We start from the raw sequence: 18,274 nt of genomic DNA on the forward strand, positions 1-18,274 counted from the left end.
ATGTTATGATTTAAAAGAAAAATAAATAACTGATTAAGATAGCGGCTATGATACCCGAAAAGTCTGCAATCAGGCCGCAGGTTACCGCATTACGAGTTTTGGTGATTCCCACACTGCCGAAATAAACGGCCAGAATGTAGAATGTAGTATCTGAAGCTCCGCGTACAACACAGCTCATACGCCCAACAAAAGAATCCGGTCCTAATTCTTTCATCGTATCGATCATCAGGCCGTTTGCGCCGCTGCCACTAAGTGATTTCATCAGTGCAGTAGGTAAAGCCCCGACAAAGCTCGTGTCAACCCCACATAGGCCTACTATATAGCCGATACCTCCCACCAGAAAATCCATTGCTCCCGAAGTGCGGAACACTGCAATTCCTACCAAGAAAGCAACCAGATAAGGAATGATGCGTACAGCCGTCGTAAATCCTTCTTTGGCTCCTTCCACAAAAGAATCGTATACATTGATTTTCTTTCTGACTCCCGTTAAAATAAACAGGATGATGACACTGAACAGCAGAATATTCGCTATCAGTGTAGAATAAGTACCCATATCCTCCCGCGATACACTTAGAAACAGATAAATCAATCCCGAAAAGAAAAGACAGATAATGCCCATTAAAATGAGAATAGGCTTATTGATTAAGTTTATCTTTTGAGTGATGCTGACTGTTATGACTCCTACTAGAGTCGAAATGAAAGTACTTATCAGAATAGGAATGAATACATCCGTAGGCTGTGCAGCCCCCATTTGCGCACGATACACCATGATACTTATCGGAATAATGATGAGGCCGGAGGTATTAATCACCAAAAACATAATCATCGGGTTGGAAGCCGTGTCTTTTTTCGGATTTAGTTCCTGCAGCTCTTTCATTGCTTTCAGTCCCAGCGGAGTGGCGGCATTGTCCAAACCGAGCATATTGGCGGACATATTCATAAAGATGGAACCCAACACCGGATGTCCTTTAGGAATGTCCGGAAACAAACGGCATAGCACCGGACTTAGAAAGCGCGCCAGTGTATTAATCAATCCGCTGTTCTCTCCGATCTTCATGATACCCAACCAAAGAGCCAGTACACCCGTAAGTCCCAGTGATATCTCGAATGCCGTTTTGGAGGAGTCGAATGTAGAGTTCATGATAGCCGTAAATATCTCCGTATCTCCCAGAAAAATCACTTTTATAAGAGCGATGATAAAGGCAATGACGAAGAATCCTATCCAAATGTAATTTAGAACCATAGTTGATAACGTGTATATAGATAGTGCAAAAGTAGTTATTACGTTTCAAATAAACTAAATCTTCGTCTTTCTTATACTGAAAATGAATGTAAATCTCTATCTTTGTCTCCTACTTTCAAGAAATAAATGGAACAGGAAGATTTTAACATACGCGAACATCAGCTTACTTCAAAAGAACGGGATTTCGAGAATGCACTCCGTCCGTTAAGCTTTGAAGACTTTAGCGGGCAGGACAAGGTGGTGGAAAACCTTCGCATTTTTGTGAAGGCGGCACGTCTGCGTGGCGAAGCACTCGACCATGTGCTGTTGCACGGACCTCCCGGATTAGGAAAAACAACTCTTTCGAATATTATCGCCAACGAATTGGGAGTTGGCTTTAAAGTGACTTCCGGTCCGGTACTCGATAAACCGGGTGATCTGGCAGGAGTGTTAACCAGTCTCGAACCGAATGATGTACTTTTTATCGATGAAATTCATCGGTTGTCGCCTGTGGTGGAGGAATATCTTTATTCGGCCATGGAAGATTACCGCATCGATATTATGATTGATAAGGGACCTTCGGCCCGCAGTATCCAGATAGATTTAAATCCTTTCACGCTGGTTGGCGCAACCACCCGTAGCGGTTTGCTGACAGCTCCGCTTCGTGCACGTTTTGGCATTAATCTTCATTTGGAGTACTATGATGACGACGTTTTGAGCAATATCATCCGTCGTTCTGCATCCATACTGGATGTGCCTTGTTCGGTACGCGCGGCATCGGAGATTGCTTCCCGTAGCCGCGGAACGCCTCGTATTGCCAATGCCTTGCTCCGTCGGGTACGTGACTTTGCGCAGGTGAAAGGCTCCGGCTCTATCGATACGGAGATTGCCCAGTTTGCATTGGAAGCACTGAATATCGATAAATACGGTCTGGATGAGATAGACAACAAGATACTTTGCACTATTATAGACAAGTTTAAAGGTGGCCCGGTAGGTATCACTACCATTGCTACGGCTTTGGGAGAAGATGCGGGAACCATTGAGGAAGTTTACGAACCTTTCCTGATAAAAGAAGGATTCATGAAGCGTACTCCCCGTGGACGTGAAGTGACTGAACTTGCCTATAAACATTTGGGAAGGAGTCTTTATAACAGCCAGAAAACGCTGTTTAATGACTGATAAAAACGGAATTAAAGAACTTTATAAAGCGTAGTTGGATGATGAAGCAATGGACTACTTTACTTGTTTTTCTCTTTTTGAGCCTCTCTTTATCGGCTCAACAGGAATATGGGAGGGATATTTTTGTCTCTTCTGAAGGAGACTCTTTACCTTATCGGATGATTCATCCCGAATCGGTGAAGCCCGGTGAAAAGTATCCGCTCGTACTGTTTCTGCATGGAGCCGGCGAACGGGGAAATGATAATGAGAAACAGTTGACTCATGGTGGACAGATGTTTCTTAATCCGGTCAATCAAGAAAAGTATCCCGCTTTCGTTCTAATTCCACAGTGTCCGACAGACGGTTACTGGGCTTATACAGGACGTCCGAAGTCGCTTATCCCTACAGAAATGCCAGTGGGACAGGAGATCAGTCCTATATTGCAAACGCTTAAACAGTTGCTCGATTCTTATCTGGTAATGCCCGAAGTGGATACACAGCGGGTTTATATTATCGGTCTTTCAATGGGAGCGATGGGAACGTATGATTTAGTAGTGCGTTATCCGGAGATTTTTGCAGCTGCAGTTCCTATTTGCGGTACAGTCAATCCGAGCCGGCTGTCAGTTGCCAAGGATGTGAAGTTTCGTATCTTCCATGGAGATGCGGATGATGTAGTTCCGGTGAAAGGTTCTCGTGAAGCGTATAAAGCACTGAAAGCTGCCGGTGCAGATGTGGAATATATTGAATTTCCCGGTTGTAATCATGGAAGCTGGAATCCGGCTTTCAATTATCCCGGATTTATGGATTGGTTGTTCAAACAAAAGAGGCAACGTTGAGCCAATCTGAATGATAATCAATAATAAAACATGGCTGGACTAAAATCATTAGCTAAAGATACTGCAATTTATGGGTTGAGTAGTATTGTCGGACGGTTCCTTAACTACATGCTGGTGCCTTTGTACACAGCGGTATTGCCGGCTTCCACCGGAGGTTATGGAGTGGTATCAAACGTATATGCGTTTACAGCCCTGATGCTTGTATTGCTTACGTTCGGTATGGAAACGGGATTCTTCCGTTTTGCCAATAAATCGGGAGAAGACCCGATGAAAGTATATGCCAACTCCTTGTTATCGGTAGGAGGGGTATCTTTGATTTTTGTTTTCCTTTGCCTGTTATTCCTGCAACCTATTTCCAATTTACTGGATTATGGCGATCATCCGGAGTTCATAGCGATGATGGCTGTTGTGGTAGCTTTAGACTCTTTCCAATGCATCCCTTTTGCTTATTTACGGTATAAAAAACGGCCCATCAAGTTTGCTGCTATCAAACTGCTCTCTATCGTTGGTGGCATCGGTTTGAATTTATTTTTCCTACTGGTGTGCCCGTGGCTGAATGTACATTGTCCGTCAACTATCTCCTGGTTTTATGATCCGGATTATTTAGTGGGATATATCTTTATTAGCAACCTGATTATCTCAGTTGTTCAGATGTTCTTCTTCATCCCGGAACTGACAGGTTTTGCTTATAAATTAGACCGGGTATTGTTGAAACGAATGGTCGTATATTCTTTCCCGGTATTAATCTTAGGCTTGGTAGGTATTCTAAACCAGACTGTGGATAAGATGATATATCCGTTTCTTTTTGAAGACCGGCAGGAGGGGTTGGTACAATTGGGTATCTATGCGGCAACCAGTAAGATTGCGATGGTAATGGCAATGTTTACGCAAGCTTTCCGTTATGCTTACGAACCGTTTGTCTTTGGCAAAGACCGCGAAGGAGACAACCGGAAGATGTATGCCGCTGCGATGAAGTATTTTCTTATATTTTCCTTGCTGGCTTTCCTTGCTGTCATGTTTTATCTCGACTTATTGCGTTATCTGGTGGCAAGAGGTTACTGGGAAGGCCTGGGGGTAGTAGCCATTGTAATGCTTGCAGAGATCTGTAAAGGGATCTATTTCAACCTTTCCTTTTGGTATAAACTGACGGATAAGACCTATTGGGGAGCCTACTTCTCGGTGATTGGTTGTGTTATTATTGTCGTATTGAACATTCTGTTTGTGCCGGTTTACGGTTATCTTGCTTCGGCATGGGCTTCTGTTGCAGGCTATGCAGTCATCTTGTTGCTATCCTATTGGATAGGACAGAAAGAATATCCGATTCGTTATGACTTGAAGAGCCTCGGACTTTATGTTCTGCTGGCAGCGGTACTCTACGTTATCGGAGAGCAGGTTCCTATCCCTAATATAGTGCTCCGTCTCGCTTTCCGTACCGTACTCTTATTGCTATTTATAGCTTATATTATCAAGAAGGATTTACCATTGAGTCAGATTCCTGTTATTAATCGATTTATAAAGAAGAAATAACTATGAAGACAGATGAACGTAATAAGTTTGCTATCAAGTCCTTTCTGGGAGAATATCTGGACTTGAGGAAAGATAAGGATAACGAACTGGCTACAGTGGATTCTATCCGTAAGGGGGTAGAGTTCAAGGGTGCCAATTTATGGATTCTGATTTTTGCCATATTCATGGCATCACTCGGATTGAATGTGAACTCCACTGCCGTTATTATCGGTGCCATGTTGATTTCTCCATTGATGGGACCTATTATGGGAGTAGGATTGTCTGTCGGACTGAATGATTTTGAATTAATGAAACGCTCTTTGAAGAGCTTTCTCATAACGACCGCTTTCAGTGTGACGACGGCAACCATCTTTTTCCTTCTTGCTCCTATTGCCGGTTCACAGTCAGAGTTGCTGGCACGCACATCGCCCACTATTTATGATGTATTCATCGCACTCTTTGGTGGCTTGGCGGGTGTGGTGGCTCTCTCTACCAAGGAAAAAGGAAATGTGATTCCGGGCGTTGCCATTGCTACCGCATTGATGCCGCCGCTTTGTACGGCAGGTTACGGACTGGCTTCCGGCAATCTTATTTATTTCCTGGGAGCTTTTTATCTTTATTTCATCAACTCTGTTTTTATCAGTCTCGCTACTTTCCTCGGGGTTCGTGTGATGCATTTCCAACGAAAGGAATTTGTGGATAAAACCCGTGAGAAGACTGTACGTAAATACATTGTTTTGATTGTGGTACTTACCATGTGCCCTGCAGTTTATCTGACATTTGGAATTATAAAGAGCACTTTCTATGAAGCAGCAGCCAATCGTTTTATAAACGATCAGTTGAGCTTTGAGAATACGCAGGTACTTGATAAGAAAATCAGCTATGAACATAAAGAAGTACGGGTTGTCTTGATTGGTCCTGAAGTGCCTGACGCTTCGATATCTATTGCCCGTAGCAAGTTGAAAGAGTATAAGCTGGAAGATACGAAACTGATTGTATTACAGGGAATGAACAATGAGGCGGTAGATGTATCTTCTATCCGTGCCATGGTCATGGAAGACTTCTATAAAAACAGTGAGCAACGGCTTCAACAACAGGCGGTGAAAATTTCCCAACTGGAGACAACACTGGAGCAATACAGAACGTACGATGCTATGAGTCGTACATTAGTACCCGAATTGAAGGTGCTTTATCCTTCCATCACTACTCTTTCCATCGCTCACTCGCTCGAAGTGCGGGTCGATTCGATGAAGACGGATACGGTAACATTGGCTGTCCTTAAATTCGCCAGACATCCGTCTGTTGCCGAAAAAAGAGAAAATCAGCGAATGGTTGAAAGCCCGCGTAGGAACGAAGAAGTTGAGGCTGATTACAGAATAATGAATCTAAAAATAATAATATGAAGTTCAGACTAACCGTCTTGATAGTCTTTTCTCTCTGTCTGTCGAATGTGTTTGCCGATGAGGGAATGTGGCTGTTGGGAAATCTCCGAAAGAATAAACAGACTGACCGGGTAATGAAAGAACTTGGTTTGCAGATGCCTGTAAATAAAATATATAATCCGAAGAAGCCATGTCTGGCAGATGCTGTTGTCAGCTTCGGAGGTTTCTGTTCGGGAGTGGTAGTTTCCGAAGACGGTCTGGTGTTTACCAATCATCATTGTGGTTTCAGCAGTATTCAGCAACATTCTTCAGTGGAACATGATTATCTGAAAGATGGATTCTTTGCACGTAGTCTTGAGGAAGAATTGCCGAATCCGGAATTGTATGTTCGTTTCCTGCTTCGTACGGAAGACGTTACCAAACGGGTATTGTCTGCCGCCCGGCATGCTAAAACGGAAACAGAGCGCCGTGTGGTTGTTGATTCGATTATGAATGTAATCAGTATGGAAGTCTCTGAAAAGGATTCTACATTGACTGGCATTGTAGATGCTTATTATGCAGGGAATGAATTCTGGCTTTCTGTTTATCGTGATTATAACGATGTCCGTCTGGTTTTTGCACCTCCTTCTTCTGTCGGGAAGTTCGGATGGGATACGGATAATTGGATGTGGCCGCGTCATACGGGTGATTTCAGTGTATTCCGTATCTATGCTGATGCCAAGAATGGTCCGGCGGATTATTCTCCTGAAAACGTCCCCTATCATCCCGAATATGTAGCACCTATTTCTTTGGATGGATACAAAGAAGGTTCTTTCTGCATGACGCTTGGCTATCCGGGCAGTACGGAACGTTACCTTTCCTCGTATGGTATCGAAGAGATGATGAATGGAATCAATCAGGCAATGATTGATGTACGGGGAGTGAAACAAACCATCTGGAAACGGGAGATGGACCGGCGTCCGGATATTCGCATTAAGTATGCTTCAAAATACGATGAAAGCTCCAATTATTGGAAAAATAGCATCGGAACGAATAAAGCCATCAAGCATTTGAAAGTGTTGGAAAAGAAACGGGTGGCTGAAGCAGCGCTTCGTAACTGGATTCAGTCTCATCCGGAAGAGAGAGAGAAACTGATTCGTTTATTCTCTTCTTTAGAGTTGAGTTATAGTAATCGTCGGGAAACCAATCGTGCGTTGGCTTATTTCGGTGAATCGTTTATCAATGGTCCCGAGTTGGTGCAGCTTGCTCTTGAAATTCTCAATTTCGACTTTGAGGCGGAAGAGAAGTTGGTGATAACCCGCATGAAGAAGTTACTGGAGAAATATGATAATCTCGATCTTTCCATTGATAAGGAGGTTTTTGCTGCCATGCTTAAAGAGTATCAGTCGAAAGTGGATAAAAAGTTTCTGCCTGCTATGTATGAGAAGATAGATACGCTCTACAACGGGAATATTCAGGCCTATGTAGACTCTTTGTATGCAACTTCCAATATAACGTCTCCTAAGGGCTTGAAACGCTTTCTGGAGCGAGATACTACGTACAATCTCATAGAGGATCCTGCTGTTTCCTTGAGTCTGGATCTGATCGTGAAGTATTATGAGATGAATCAGAGCATTTCCGAGGCTTCCGAGCAGATAGAGCAGGGGGAGCGTTTATTCAATGCTGCCATGCGCCGTATGTATGCCGAACGTAATTTCTATCCGGATGCCAATTCCACCATGCGACTTAGTTTCGGAACGGTTGGAGGATATACTCCCTTTGATGGAGCTACTTATGATTATTATACAACCGTGAAAGGCATCTTTGAGAAAGTGAAGGAACATGCCGGTGATATTGACTTTGCTGTCCAGCCGGAGTTGTTAAATCTGCTTTCCTCCGGTGATTTCGGAAGATATGCCAATGAACAGGGGGATATGAATGTTTGCTTTATCTCCAACAATGATATAACAGGAGGTAATTCCGGCAGTGCCATGTTCAATGCTAAAGGAGAATTGCTAGGGTTGGCTTTCGATGGCAACTGGGAAGCAATGAGTAGCGATATCGTATTCGAGCCTGATTTGCAGCGGTGTATCGGAGTGGACGTGCGGTATATGCTTTTTATTATGGAGAAATACGGTAAGGCGGGGAATCTTGTTCAGGAGTTGAACATTGCCCGGTAAATCAAGTAATGGGGGGCAGTGCATTTTTCCCCCTCTCTTTTATCGTTTTAATATAATAACGATCACGGCGGCAATAATCAGTGCAATGCCTACACCGATGCTTGTGGTGAAGGCTTCTCCGAAAAGAAAGATTCCAACGCATACAGCAGTTACCGGCTCCATGGCTCCCAATACAGAAGTGAGTGTGGAGCCGATGCTTTTTACGGCTCTTACTAAAGCGAGGTTAGAAACTACGGTGGGGATTAAGGCCAGTAGGATCAAGTTGCCGGCAATATGCCATTCGCTGATGGGTTGAAGTTGGCTGATAGATTCCGTTCCGATAAAAAGAAGAATACTCCCGAAAAGGAATACGTAGAAAGTAAGCAGTAAGCCTTTCATCTGTCCGATCTTTAGTTGGCTCATTGTAACGAGATAAAGCGCATATCCGAGTGCCGACAGCAGGACAATGAAAAGACCCATGAAAGAAAAGCCCCCCGTTTCTGTGTTTCCGCCGGATAAGAAATAGACTCCTGCTACTGCGGACGCAATGGCAGCGATCCGCCAGCCGGACTTCTTTTCTTTAAAAAAGAGCATCATGATTAGCGTGGTAAGCACCGGATACATGAAATGAATAGTGGTGGCAACTCCGCTGGCCATAAATTTATATCCCCAAAATAAGAATACTGCGGACATTAAATAAAGAAGTGAAAGAAAAAACAGCGAAGGAATGTCCTGTTGTTTGATACGAAATGACTGTCCGTTCATCAATAAAATCCCTCCCATTGCCAGACAGGCAAACAGGAACCGATAGAAAAGTATCGATTCAAATTGCATTCCCGCTTGCATGGCAGGAATGGTAAATAGAGGGATAAGTCCAAAAGAGGCCGATGAAAGCAGCCCATATAGCAAACCATTCACTTTATTCATAGTCAAGTATATTTCGGGTCGCAAAGATATAGCTTTTTTTGAGGTAAGTGTACCGTTCCGATTCATTTCCTATAAACTGATAAAGTAAGAGTATTGCAGCAAAATAACTTCCCTATGCGATATTTTTCGTAAATTAGCGCGCAATATGCTCTTTATGAGATGGAAAGAAAATACAGACTAATTTTTGAATAAAATGAAACGATTGACATTAGTATCGGGGCTACTCTTTTTAATGTTGCAAACAACATTTTCGCAGGTGCAGGTACCGGGCAATTGCAAACCCGTGAATTTGGCTTGCGATTATTTAGTGAATCCTCTGGGAGTGGATAATCCTGCTCCCCGGTTATCATGGATGTTGAATGATACCCGGAGAGGGGCACGACAAACAGCTTATCAAGTCATGGTGGGTAAAGACTCTCTTCAACTTGTTGCCGGAAAAGGAGATACTTGGGATTCAGGCAAAAAGAATACTGAAGAGATTCTAATTACTTATTCGGGCGAGGGCCTCACCCCATTCACCAAGTATTATTGGAAAGTGAATGTATGGGATCAGGATGGAATCCAATCTTCTTCGGATATCAATTGTTTTGAAACCGGAATGATGGGGATGGAGAACTGGCAGGGCGCCTGGATTGGGGATAACAGGGATATTAATTATCAACCAGCACCTTATTTCCGGAAAGTGTTTGATGCAAAGAAGAGTGTCCGGTCAGCAAGGGCATACATTGCCGTGGCAGGTTTGTATGAACTGTACATCAATGGCGAGAAAATAGGAAATCATAGACTGGACCCGCTATATACCCGGTTCGACAGACGTAATTTCTACGTAACTTATGACGTTACCCCTCAAATACAGAAGGGACGGAATGCGATTGGTGTATTGCTGGGTAATGGATGGTATAATCATCAGTCGATGGCTGTGTGGGATTTCCACCGTGCACCGTGGCGCAACCGCCCTGCTTTCTGTATGGATGTGCGGATTACGTATGAAGACGGTTCCGTTGAAGTGGTTTCTACAGAGCGCGACTGGAAAACTTCATCGGGGGCATTAGTCTTCAATAGTATTTATACAGCCGAACATTACGACGCCCGCCTGGAGCAAAAAGGTTGGAACACAGCGGACTTTGATGATTCCCAATGGAGTGGGGTAGGATATAGGGCTGTTCCTTCACTAAATGTAGTGTCTCAACAAGTGCAGCCGATCCGTGCGGTAGAAACAATTCCTGTAAAGACATGGAAAAAGCTCAATGACACAACGTATGTATTTGATTTTGCCCGTAATATGGCAGGTGTCACCCGCATCAAAGTATCCGGAGAAGAAGGAACTGTCGTGAGGTTGAAACATGGCGAGCGGTTGTATGACAACGGACGAGTGAATACGTCAAATATTGATGTGTATCACCGCCCGGTAGACAACTCCGATCCTTTCCAAACGGATATGCTGGTTTTGAGCGGGAAAGGAGAGGATGAGTTTATGGCACGATTCAATTATAAAGGTTTCAGATACGTGGAAGTAACAAGCAATAACCCCATTGTACTGAATGAAAATAGTCTGACTGCCTACTTTGTGCATAGTGATGTTCCGCAGAAAGGGACGATTCATACTTCGAATGCACTTATCAACCGTCTTTGGTGGGCTACGAATAATGCCTATTTATCCAACTTAATGGGTTATCCTACCGACTGTCCCCAGCGTGAGAAAAACGGATGGACGGGCGACGGTCACTTTGCTATTGAAACGGCATTGTACAATTATGACGGTATCACTGTCTACGAGAAATGGCTTGCCGACCACAGAGACGAGCAACAGCCCAATGGCGTATTACCTGACATTATCCCTACAGGAGGCTGGGGATATGGCACGGATAATGGGCTGGACTGGACGAGTACCATCGCCATCATTCCATGGAATATTTATATGTTTTACGGTGATAGTAAACTATTGGCGGACTGTTATGAGAACATCAAACGGTATGTAGACTATGTGGATCGTACTAGTCCAACCGGATTAACCTCGTGGGGAAGAGGAGACTGGGTGCCTGTTAAATCCCATTCTTCCAAGGAACTGACTTCTTCTGTCTATTTCTACGTGGATACCAAGATACTTGCCAATGCCGCAAAGATGTTTAATAAAACGGAAGATTACGAGTATTATTCTGCCCTTGCCGACAAGATAAAGAATGCGATTAATGATAAATTCTTGAATAGAGAAACGGGTATTTATGGTAGCGGAGTCCAGACAGAACAGAGCGTTCCCTTGCAATGGGGCATTGTTCCCGAAGAACTGAAGAGGAAAGTGGCCAGGAATCTTGCAAAACAGGTAGAGGCAGCCGGTTTTCATTTGGATGTAGGTGTGTTGGGAGCAAAAGCTATCTTGAATGCGTTGAGTGAGAACGGTGAAGCCGAAACGGCTTATAAATTAGCCGTACAAGATACTTATCCATCATGGGGCTGTTGGATTGCCAATGGGGCTACCACCTTGCTGGAGAACTGGGATTTGAATGCAACGCGCGACATTTCAGACAATCATATGATGTTTGGTGAAATTGGCGGGTGGTTTTATAAAGGATTGGGCGGAATCTTCCCTGACCCCGAAAATCCCGGATTCAAACATATCCTCCTTCGCCCTAATTTCCCCAGTGGACTAAATCAGTTCGAAGCCAGACATCAATCGCCTTATGGTGAAATCTGTTCAAAATGGGAACGTAAAAAGAACCGTATTGTCTATCAGGTAACTGTCCCTGCAAATAGCACTGCTACCTTTTATGCACCCGACAATGTGGAGGGAGAACGTGTAGTAAAACTAGAAGCGGGAGAACATGTACTGGAATTGAAACTAAAACGTTAATGGAAAACAGTAAATCCCGGACCGATGTCTTTACATCGGTCCGGGATTTATCTTCTGTAATGTAGATTATGCGGATAAGTACAATGTTCAGTCTTATTCTTCTATTCACCTTTTTCACATCATGCTAAACCGTTTATTTTCAGATATCTCCTGTGAATGAACAGCACTGCTTGCTTTTTCACAGCCCTTCACACTCTTCACCGGATACAAATTTCCCGATATTGTATGTTGTCAAGCGATATCATTGACGTCATGCTTCTTCGATAAAAATGTCCTTTCTTAATGCAGATAAGTCGTCTCTTTCTCATTTGTTTAGCGTTTATCAATAGATAGTCGACTATAGTTGTCTTATAAGCCGACTGCAATTGACCTGTAAGACAACTGTAGTCGGCTGAATAGCTGACTACAGTCATCCATATACATGACTATCGTTTTATTTCACAGTGAAGGCTGTGAAGAACTGTGAAACTAGTACTCTCCGGTTTTGATTCACAGGAAATGGCTATCGGATAGAAACTTATCTTTCCGTGAAGAAAGTGAAAAGTGGAAATACAAAGTAAATAATAAGTATTGTAATATTACATCCATAAAATAACATCCTTGTATATCTATGTTCTGAATATAGCAGCCTTAAATTCATAAATCCATACTATAAATTACAATGATAATAATAGTCGTCAAAGATTTCATGTCCAACATATTTTTTAATTACTCTCCCTGACTTTTATTTTTATCTTGAATCTTTTCTTTGAATTGGTTCTTATTTTCTTCTCTATATTGCCGGGGTGGTAATCCGAATTTCTGTGAGAATAGTTTGTAGAAGGTACTTCGATTATTGAATCCCGTTTTATCCATAATTTCATCAATAGAGAAATTTGAAGAGAAGAGCAATTGCTTGGCAGTCTCCAGTCGGTATTCCCGAATAATATCTGCCGGCGTTTTGTCCGTAATCTGTTTCAGTTTGCGATAGAACTGTCGGACACCACATTTAAGTTCGCTACTAAGTGTTTCTACTGACAGATTGGGATTGGCGATATTGCTGTTGATAATCTCCATCATGTTGTCAAAGAACTGTTTGTCTTCTTTATGCAGGAAGCGGCCATCATCCAGCTGGAAAGAACTGGCAATAGAACTATAATAGTTCTTTAAGTCTTCTTCCCTCTGTATTAGTCTTTGGACAATCTTTTTGAGATAGTTACTATTAAAAGGTTTCGTTATGTAGGCTTCAGCTCCCGCCTCTATTCCTTTAATTTGCTCTTCAGACTGATGGCGGGCAGATAGCAGGATGAGAGGTATATGACACCATACTTTGTTTTCTTTCACTTTTTGAGTAAATAGAATACCGTCTATATCCGGCATCATTACGTCGGATATAATCAAATCAGGTTGCTTTATCTCTAGTTGTTTCAAAGCATCTTCGGCATTGTTGAAAGAAAGTACATTATACGTATCTGCAAAAAGTTCGGATATAAACCACAACATTGAAGTGTCATCATCAATAATCATGACCGTTTGTTTATTGGCATCGAATGGTAAAGATGCCTGTCCGGGTACAGACAGGGATTCAAATGCCGGATTTTGTGTCAGATCATTGGGCTGGTATTCCACATGTTCTTCAGACAGTGGGAGATTGGGCAGAGTGACTGTGAAAGTCGTGATTTCGTTCGGAATGCTTGTCACTTCGATATTGCCGGAAAGGAGCTTTGTCATACTATGGCATATGGCCAGTCCCAATCCGCTTCGTGAGTAGATACTGGAAGTTTCAAAGTTATCCAGAATCTTATATCGGTCGAATATCTTATCCAGATTTTCTTTGGCAATTCCTTTTCCGGAATTAGAAACCGAAATATAGAGCTGTTCCTGTTCTACCTTAAGTTCTATAACAATGGAGCCATTATCCGGTGTATATTTAAATGCATTTGAGAGCAAATTGTTTACAATCTTGTTCAAGCAGCTTAAATCACTATTCCAGTCGATATTTTGCGTTATTTTTAACTGGTAGTTTATATTTCTACTTTCTGCCAGTTCATTAAATGAGGCAGCCATGTTCTGTATATTTTCAGACGCAGATAAACGGATGATGCTAAGTTGCTTGTGACCGGTTTCAAGTCGTCTGAATTCAATCAGCTCAAGGATTAATTCATTGAGCTTCTTTGCATTCTGTAGAATGATTTGCCCGTATTTCTGAATATATGGGTCGGTATTGGCATGAGATAGAATTTTCTCGCAAGGACCATAAATCAATGTGAGCGGGGTGCAAAACTCATGAGTGATATTGGTGAAGAAACGAAGTTTGGACTCGTAGATTTCTTCTTTCTTCTGAAGAGTTAAACGCTCCAGTATTGCATTCTGTTTCTTCCGGTATCGTTTAATACCCAGGAAAATCAGCCATATAGCTATGTTAATGATTAAGAGAATGTATCCCGTATATGCCCATCCTGTCATATACCACGGGGGAGTGATGTGTATGATGAGTGATTGAATATCACTTTCTTGGCCTGTAATATTGTTTTTGTATTTTACGAGCAAGGTATATTTCCCCGGAGCTAAATTGGAGAAGATGGCTTGATTGGATTTACCGTTTTTTATCCAATGATTACTTAGTTCTTCTATTTTATAGGAATATGTATAATTGTTGCCATGGATAAAATCAATCGCATTGAAAGAAATACAGAAGAAATTCTGATTATAATTTAAGGTAAGAGCTTCCGGCTGGCTATGTGTGTCCATGAAATTGTGAATATTGTATTCAGTTCCGAATATGGACAAATCGGTAAACTGAATAGCGGGAGAGTGAAGTTTGGGTTGGTATTGATTGATACTGATTGTAACAAACCCGTTCGTTCCCCCAAAAAAGAGTGTGCCGGTACATGGGTCTTTAAAGAAAGCACCATCACTGAATTCTCTGACAGCAAGCATTCCCTGTTGCTGATATATCTGAAAGTTCTTCTTTGTCGGGTCAAAACGAACTAATCCCTGGTTTGTACTAAGCCAAAGGTTCATTTGTTGATCTTCCAGAATCCCGTGGATTGTTTTACTGGGGAAAATATCTGTATCATTATAAAGCTGATACTTGCCGGATTGATAATGCAGTAGTCCTGCACTTGTGCCTAACCAGTATCCTTGGGAGTTTTTATGAATGGCAAAAATATCATTAATGGTTTGACTTGGGGCATTCTCCATGTAGTATGGCGTGATCTCTTCAGTCAGGGTATTAAGTCGGTAGGCTCCATATCCGCGATTACCAAACCAGATTGTCGAATCGTTTTCCTGATAAGAGGTAAAGAAATAGTTGGAGTTTGCCCGTCCTTCGTTCATTACTATCCGTTTGGCTTCCTTTACGACCGGATTTGTTCCGTCTGTCGAAAAAGATACCTTTATAATGCCTTCTCCCACTGTGGCAATCCACAATGTACTGTCGTTTATTTCATTGATAGAATGTATATATCTCACAGGTTTTCCGCTGGCAGTGACCGGAAAATTACGAATCTTCTTTTCTTTGTAAGAATAGTAGTCTATACCATTTTCCGTGCCAATCCATATTCTTTTCCATCGGCTGGGAGCAAAGCAATATACAGAGTTATTTCCCAATAGAGTATTGCCGGCAAATAATCGCTCAAAAGGAGACGAGTGTTGTGTGTGGGGGATATAGTTGGGGAAGCGTAGAATACCTCCTCCTTTTGTTCCCACCCATAAAGTCGATTCTTCGTCGTAGAATAGTGCCCGTACAGGATGGTTTACTTGATAAGTCGGAGTGTCCAATGCTGTGTTAGTGATTGTAAATGTGTCATTAAAGTACATATACAGTCCTTGTCCATCTGTTCCAATCCAGATAATATCTTGATATTTATCTTTTACCAGGCAGAAAATACCGGATTGGATGGCAATGTTTTCCAGTTGGTATTTATTTTTCTGGTCAGGCAGGTAGGTAAGTTTTACTAAACCGCTGCTTTTGAATCCGATATAGAAATCATTCTGTGACTTGACAATAGAGGAGATATCTCCGCGTTTTGTTATTTCGTCCGCTAAATCAAAGACATAATATAATCTTTGGTTTTGGAAGTTGTATTCATAAAGAGAGAGGGAATCGTCAATAAAAAAAGCCTGGTCTTTATCAGAAAAGGCCCATCGTAGTTCGATATTATTCTTGAAAATCGTATGTGGAATTAACTTGATTTCATCACCGCTTCTTTCTATTTGATAACTTTGCGTATTACCGTTAGAAGCAAATAACCATAACCTGTTATTGTTATCTATAGTCATTCCTAAGATATGATTTGGATTAAGTGCCTGAATTATCAGTGGCTTCACTTGTTTTTCTTTTTTCTGATAATAATAAATACTTCCGTTCTCTTTCAATATGAAAACATCATTTGTCTGGCTTGCGGCCAAACGAACATCCTTAAATTCCCTGAAGCTTTGGATCGTTTGTTCTTGAGTGTTCAGCCGGTCTAGCCCATAAGGTGTCTCTACCCATATGACTCCTTTCTCGGTTTCGATGATTTTATTTATCAGGTTGCCCGACAGGGTCTGGTTTCTATTGATTGGAGTATATTCATGAATAGAGGTACCATCGAAAATATTCAGTCCTTCACAAGTCCCTATCCATATCATTCCATTCTGTTCCTGACAAATGGACAAAACTGCACTATTGGATAATCCGTTTTTATTGGAGTATTGGTGTAAATTATAGGCAGAGGAAACTTGGACATGAAGAAGCATCGAAAATGCTAGAAGTAGTTTGAATAAACCTTTTTTACATTTCATTGTACTTATAGTATTGGAGTATATTTAGCATAGGATTGATTGTGACAAATGTACTAATTTTGTTGGATGAGACCTTTTTTTAAAGATAAAAAACATGAGAAAAATGACTTTTTTCGGGATGGAGTGTTGATGCTGGTTAGGCACATAAAAGATATTAGTATGCTTTTCTGTCATTTTTGTATTATTTTCTGTTATTCTGCTAATTATGGAATTTTCTGTCATGCATTTGTATAAACCCCACTTCTGCTTCTTCCTATATTTGCCGCATCAGAACATCTACAGAATACTAATGACTATGAAATTGATTCCTGTTTGGGGCACGTTGTTGTCCATGTTTCTATTGCTTGCCTGTTCTTCTCATCCTATTGAGCGGAACATTTGGTTAGAGAGGGCTGAGAAGACTTTTACCTCCCTTTATACCAATTATGCCATAGATACCACTTGTCTGCTTCACGAGAATTATCCTTCTGATACATATTATTCTATACCCAGTCTGGCGTCCGGCAGCCAGAGAGGCTTCAATCAATACGCTTATTTGTGGCCTTATTCAGGCGTATTCTCTGCGGGAGTTGCTCTATTGGAGGCGACAGGTGATAAAATCTATAAGGAACTTCTGGAAAACAGCATATTACCCGGCTTGGAAGCATATTACGACCGGAAAAGGGAACCTCATGCTTACTCTTCTTATATCTCAACAGCTCCAGTTTCCGACCGCTTTTATGATGATAACCTTTGGTTGGGTATTGATTTTATAGATCTCTATCGGCTGACTTGTGAACAACAATATTTGGAGAAAGCAAAGGCGATATGGAGGTTTGTAAAAAGTGGGACAGATGATAAATTAGGTGGTGGTATTTATTGGTGTGAACAGAGAAAAGATACTAAAAATACTTGCTCTAATGCTCCCGCTGCGGTATTAGCATTGAAAATATATCAGGAAACTCATGAAAGCATATACCTTAAAGAAGCCGAAAGACAATATGAATGGACAAAAGAAAAACTACAAGATACGACGGATTATCTCTATTTTGACCACATAGAGTTGGATGGAAAAATAGGAAAGGCGAAATTTGCATATAATAGCGGGCAAATGATGCAAGCTGCGGCATTATTGTTTGAGCTGACAGGCGATTCTGCTTATCTTACGGATGCCCGGAATATTGCGAAAGAGGCTTATTGCTACTTTTTTAATTATGTTACAACTCCTGATGAATCATCTGTTAAGCTAATCAGAAAGGGAGATATATGGTTCACTGCTATAATGCTTAGAGGCTATATTGAGTTGTATAAGCAAGATAAAAACAAGACATATCTGGACACTTTTAAGAAAAGTTTGGATTGTGCTTGGAAATATGCCCGTGAAGAGAATGGCTTGTTTAATGTCGACTTTAGTGGCAAAGAAAAGGAGAATCGCAAATGGTTATTGACACAAGCTGCCATTGTGGAGATGTACGCCCGCTTAGCTGCAATAAAATGAGATTTGATTATAG

General features: G+C 41.8%; 9 protein-coding genes and 1 pseudogene. 7 read left to right on the forward strand and 3 right to left on the reverse strand.

The features are described from left to right. Nucleotides 1-10 precede the first annotated feature (10 nt). The gene (locus NXV01_RS05100; protein WP_259021843.1) at nucleotides 11-1,243 is read right to left on the reverse strand and encodes a nucleoside recognition domain-containing protein; all 1,233 of its coding nucleotides are present in this window, start codon (nucleotides 1,241-1,243) and stop codon (nucleotides 11-13) included. 126 nt (nucleotides 1,244-1,369) lie between these two features. Here NXV01_RS05100 and ruvB point away from each other — a divergent pair, with 126 nt between their 5' ends. The 5 genes and pseudogenes from ruvB to NXV01_RS05125 all read left to right on the forward strand — a co-directional run bounded on the left by ruvB (nucleotide 1,370) and on the right by NXV01_RS05125 (nucleotide 8,263). Beyond that, nucleotides 1,370-2,401, forward strand: coding sequence for a Holliday junction branch migration DNA helicase RuvB (gene ruvB, locus NXV01_RS05105; RefSeq protein WP_148367853.1), 1,032 nt, complete (start codon nucleotides 1,370-1,372; stop codon nucleotides 2,399-2,401). A 38-nt stretch (nucleotides 2,402-2,439) separates the two neighbouring features. Continuing rightward, on the forward strand, nucleotides 2,440-3,216 hold the full coding sequence (locus NXV01_RS05110) for a dienelactone hydrolase family protein (RefSeq protein WP_195649677.1): 777 nt from the start codon (nucleotides 2,440-2,442) through the stop codon (nucleotides 3,214-3,216). Between the two features lie 30 nt (nucleotides 3,217-3,246). Then, nucleotides 3,247-4,743: an oligosaccharide flippase family protein gene (locus NXV01_RS05115; protein ID WP_259021845.1), complete on the forward strand. Its 1,497-nt coding sequence runs from the start codon at nucleotides 3,247-3,249 to the stop codon at nucleotides 4,741-4,743. A gap of 2 nt (nucleotides 4,744-4,745) precedes the next feature. Beyond that, a pseudogene (locus NXV01_RS05120) lies at nucleotides 4,746-6,102 on the forward strand (TIGR00341 family protein). 19 nt (nucleotides 6,103-6,121) lie between these two features. Further along, nucleotides 6,122-8,263 (forward strand): S46 family peptidase, encoded by a 2,142-nt coding sequence (locus tag NXV01_RS05125; protein ID WP_259021846.1) that lies wholly within the window; start codon nucleotides 6,122-6,124, stop codon nucleotides 8,261-8,263. A 39-nt stretch (nucleotides 8,264-8,302) separates the two neighbouring features. Here the strand turns inward: NXV01_RS05125 and NXV01_RS05130 are convergent, their stop codons facing one another. Continuing rightward, complete coding sequence (locus NXV01_RS05130; protein ID WP_259021847.1) at nucleotides 8,303-9,169, reverse strand: DMT family transporter; 867 nt, start codon at nucleotides 9,167-9,169, stop codon at nucleotides 8,303-8,305. Nucleotides 9,170-9,362: 193 nt separating this feature from the next. Here NXV01_RS05130 and NXV01_RS05135 point away from each other — a divergent pair, with 193 nt between their 5' ends. Then, nucleotides 9,363-12,017, forward strand: a complete 2,655-nt coding sequence (locus NXV01_RS05135) for a glycoside hydrolase family 78 protein (protein ID WP_195649682.1) — start codon at nucleotides 9,363-9,365, stop codon at nucleotides 12,015-12,017. A 708-nt stretch (nucleotides 12,018-12,725) separates the two neighbouring features. On the opposite strand, the gene NXV01_RS05140 is transcribed toward NXV01_RS05135, so the two are convergent. After that, a complete protein-coding gene (locus NXV01_RS05140; protein ID WP_234131728.1) occupies nucleotides 12,726-16,784 on the reverse strand; it encodes a hybrid sensor histidine kinase/response regulator transcription factor in 4,059 nt (1,352 codons plus the stop codon). Between the two features lie 295 nt (nucleotides 16,785-17,079). Here NXV01_RS05140 and NXV01_RS05145 point away from each other — a divergent pair, with 295 nt between their 5' ends. Then, nucleotides 17,080-18,261 (forward strand): glycoside hydrolase family 76 protein, encoded by a 1,182-nt coding sequence (locus NXV01_RS05145; protein ID WP_195649684.1) that lies wholly within the window; start codon nucleotides 17,080-17,082, stop codon nucleotides 18,259-18,261. The last annotated feature ends 13 nt before the right edge of the window (nucleotides 18,262-18,274 follow it).

The sequence above is a fragment of the Bacteroides sp. BFG-606 genome, from assembly GCF_024788145.1.
Lineage (GTDB): Bacteria > Bacteroidota > Bacteroidia > Bacteroidales > Bacteroidaceae > Bacteroides > Bacteroides vicugnae.